This is a genomic window from Sphingobacterium sp. T2, from assembly GCF_000814685.1.
Lineage (GTDB): Bacteria > Bacteroidota > Bacteroidia > Sphingobacteriales > Sphingobacteriaceae > Sphingobacterium > Sphingobacterium thermophilum.
Genome location: NZ_JXAC01000176.1, coordinates 1 through 3652 on the forward strand (window position 1 = coordinate 1; position 3652 = coordinate 3652).

The 3652-nt window shown below is 41.0% G+C and carries 2 protein-coding genes and 2 pseudogenes; all 4 read right to left on the minus strand.

The window, feature by feature from the left end; translation table 11 throughout:
- Window positions 1-16 precede the first annotated feature (16 nt).
- The gene (gene ruvB / locus SD31_RS11130; protein ID WP_231561493.1) at window positions 17-1117 is read right to left on the minus strand and encodes a Holliday junction branch migration DNA helicase RuvB; all 1101 of its coding nucleotides are present in this window, start codon (window positions 1115-1117) and stop codon (window positions 17-19) included.
- Window positions 1117-1845 (minus strand): annotated as a pseudogene (locus SD31_RS11135) (polyprenol monophosphomannose synthase). Before SD31_RS11135 ends, ruvB begins: the two are co-directional and overlap by 1 nt.
- 69 nt (window positions 1846-1914) lie before the next feature.
- The gene (locus tag SD31_RS11140; RefSeq protein WP_231561494.1) at window positions 1915-3174 is read right to left on the minus strand and encodes a peptide MFS transporter; all 1260 of its coding nucleotides are present in this window, start codon (window positions 3172-3174) and stop codon (window positions 1915-1917) included.
- Window positions 3175-3506: 332 nt separating this feature from the next.
- Window positions 3507-3605: pseudogene (locus SD31_RS16165) on the minus strand (IS3 family transposase); the annotation flags it as partial.
- Window positions 3606-3652 lie beyond the last annotated feature (47 nt).

Genomic DNA, 3652 nt, shown 5'->3' on the forward strand with positions numbered 1-3652 from the left:
TACGTGATGGTCAAACTTAACGTAGTAAGYMAAAAAAGTCAAATGAAATTAAATACTCAAATAATGATTCAGTATCAAAATGAAYMHTAAAACAAATAGTTAGTTTCCATTTATTATTAGTTTTATTTTTCCTTAGGTGTCTGTATGCTAACTCCGTACACTCTCGCCCTCTAGAAGTTCGCATAATGTATCCTTCCTGTATTAAAAAGGGTTCATACACTTCTTCAATGGTACCTTCATCCTCTCCTACTGCCGTAGCTATAGTTTTCAAACCCACGGGTCCGCCCTTAAATTTATCAATAATTGTTGACAAAATACGGTTATCCATCTCATCCAATCCATTTTCATCAACATTTAAAGCATTTAAAGCATATTGGGCAATAGCTTTATCAATGTTTCCGTTGCCTTTGATTTGCGCAAAATCTCTTGTCCTACGCAACAATGCATTGGCAATACGCGGTGTACCACGACTTCTTCGAGCAATCTCATAGGCTCCCTCCTCACTAATGCTACATCCCAAAATATGAGCCGACCGCATCACTATCGTGGTCAGCAGCTTGGCATCATAATACTGCAAACGGGCATTGATTCCGAAGCGAGCACGAAGCGGAGATGTCAACAGTCCTGAACGCGTGGTGGCTCCCACCAATGTAAAAGGATTTAATGATATCTGCACCGAACGGGCATTAGGTCCCGTCTCCAACATGATATCTATCTTGAAGTCCTCCATAGCAGAATACAAATATTCTTCCACTACAGGAGAAAGACGGTGTATCTCGTCAATAAAAAGAATATCTCCCTCTTCCAGATTGGTAAGTAAACCGGCTAGATCTCCAGGCTTGTCCAACACGGGGCCGGAAGTAACCTTAATCCCTACTCCCATCTCATTAGCAATGATATGGGATAGAGTCGTTTTCCCTAATCCTGGAGGTCCATGCAACAGCACATGATCCAAGGCTTCTCCCCTCAACTTGGCCGCCTTCACAAAAATAGACAGGTTTTCCAAAATTTTCTCCTGCCCTGTGAAGTCTTCAAAAGATTGAGGGCGCAACACTCGCTCCATCTCCCTATCGGTAGGACTAAGTCTTTCTGGATTCGGATCGAGATTCTCGTTCATCAGTTATATTTTTTAAATAATGATTCCAACTTCAACTGTATCACACCAAAGAATGCCTCCCGGAAAATTCGGGTGCTCATCTTGGACTCTCCCAATGTCCTATCGGTGAAGATAATGGGCACCTCTACCACACTAAAGCCATATTTTATGGCCTTGAACTTCATCTCTATCTGAAAGGCATACCCTACAAAGCGGATATCTTCCAGACGAATAGTCTCCAACACTTTTCGGTGAAAACACACAAAACCGGCTGTAGCGTCCTGTATCTTGATACGCATGATCATACGTACATATACCGAAGCAAAGTAAGACATAAGGACCCTGCTCATAGGCCAGTTTACCACATTCACCCCCTTTATGTAGCGTGAACCTATAGCCATATCGGCTCCATCTAAAACTGCCTGTCGAAGACGTATCAAATCTTCCGGGTTGTGGCTGAAATCAGCGTCCATCTCAAAGATGTACGTATATTTTTTTGCCAATGCCCACTTAAAACCGTGAATATAAGCCGTTCCCAAACCCAACTTTCCTTTCCTCTCCTCTATAAACAGTTTTCCTTCGAACTCCTGCATCAGACGCTTCACGACATCTGCCGTGCCATCCGGCGATCCATCATCCACTACAAGGATATGAAAAGGAACTGACAACGAAAAAACCTTACGAAATTATATTTTCGATTATTTTCGATTCTCGTTGTAGGTCGGAATTATTACAATACTATCAGCCACGCCTATTTTCTCTATAGGTACAAAAATAATAAAATATACTACTCTCAAAAGAGTCAATCTCCTTACCGTCTAATTAACGCCATGCATCAGCTTCTTAATCCAAGGAGAAATGACAATTAACACCAACCCTGCAATCAAAGAGTAAAGTCCCAAATCCTTATAGCTTTCTGTATACACTAGAAGCTGCTCCACGAGGCTGGAACCTTCCTTAGCTTCTGCCATATTAGCTCCTATCAGTCCCGCAACATACTGGCCATAAGCACTAGCTAAAAACCACATACCCATCATTATACCTTGCAGCTTGACCGGCGACAGCTTCGTCATGATAGAAAGACCTATTGGCGATAAACATAACTCACCAAAGGTGATGACAAGCAAAGCTAACGTAAAAATATCCAAGGAGGCAATGCCCTCGACTGCAAAGAACCGTGTGCTAAACAACACGTAATAGCCTAAGCCTAAAAAGATGAATCCCAAACCAAATTTTATAATCGTATTGGGTTCCAACTTGCGCTTAGAAAGCCAAATCCATAGGATACCGAACAATGGTGCCAATGCTATAATAAACAAAGCGCCTCCGGAATTGTTCACCCCGTTAGGATCCATATGTAGCAAGCCTCCCAATAGAGTGTCGTTAAGGTTTTTCGCGGCAAAGATGCTCAATGAACCTCCACTCTGCTCGTATATCCCCCAAAATATGATGGAAAAGAGGATAAAGACTAAAGCTGCAATAAGCTTGTGACGTTCCTCTTTACTAACCTTAGTCATCTCATAGAAAAGGTACAGCAAAGTCAAGGGACCAATAGTGTACATGAAATAGTCCGTATATTGGGTCTTGGAAACCATCAGCTGTATCAAAGGAATTGCCCCCAACGTTCCTATATACACCAGATATTCTGCCCACTTAGGTAAAGCTTTTGTCTTTACGATAGCTTGCGGATGTCCCGGCTGAAGGCCTATAGGTCCCAGATGTCTTTCGGTAAAATAAAAGTTTATCAGACTTACCAACATACCTACCGCAGCCAATCCAAAAGCTATATTCCAACGATGCGCTTCCGCAATAACATCATTCAACATATAACCTTTACCAATAGCCACACAGACATATCCCCCCAAAAAGGCTCCCAAATTTATCCCTGCATAAAAAAGCGAAAATCCTGCATCCCGTCGGCTATCGCCTTCCTTATACAGCTCTCCCACCATCGTCGAAATATTTGGCTTGAAAAAACCCGTAACCGATGATGATAAAAGATAAACCGAAAAAGAAATATAGTATGTGGATCTATAGCCAGAAATATAGAGCCTAATATCATCAGGATTCCTCCCCAAAAAAGAGACTTCCTAAATCCCAAAATCTTATCGGCAAACAACCCACCCACAAAGGTAAAAGCATATACAAACGCTTGGGTAGCACCATATTGAAGGTTGGCTTCCTTCTCCTCGAAATTCAGTTGGGAGATCATAAAGAAAACCAACATACCACGCATTCCGTAAAAACAGAAACGCTCCCACATTTCAGAGAAAAACAAACTCCAAATCTGCTTTGGATATTTGCCCTTAAAACTCTGAATCTCTTCTAAACTTTGAATTCTTGTATTCATGAATATGATTTATTAAAAAAGCCCCTAAAGTTGGACATGCCCCCAAAAAGTTGGACGAATTTATGCAATATTTTTGATATGATGAGCTCGGTATTCTACCGGGCTCATTCCATTTAAATTAGTTCTTATCCTTTTGTTGTTGTAATATTTAATATATTCTATAATATCCTAGTTAATTCCAGTATTGACCTATATTTCTTTAAATA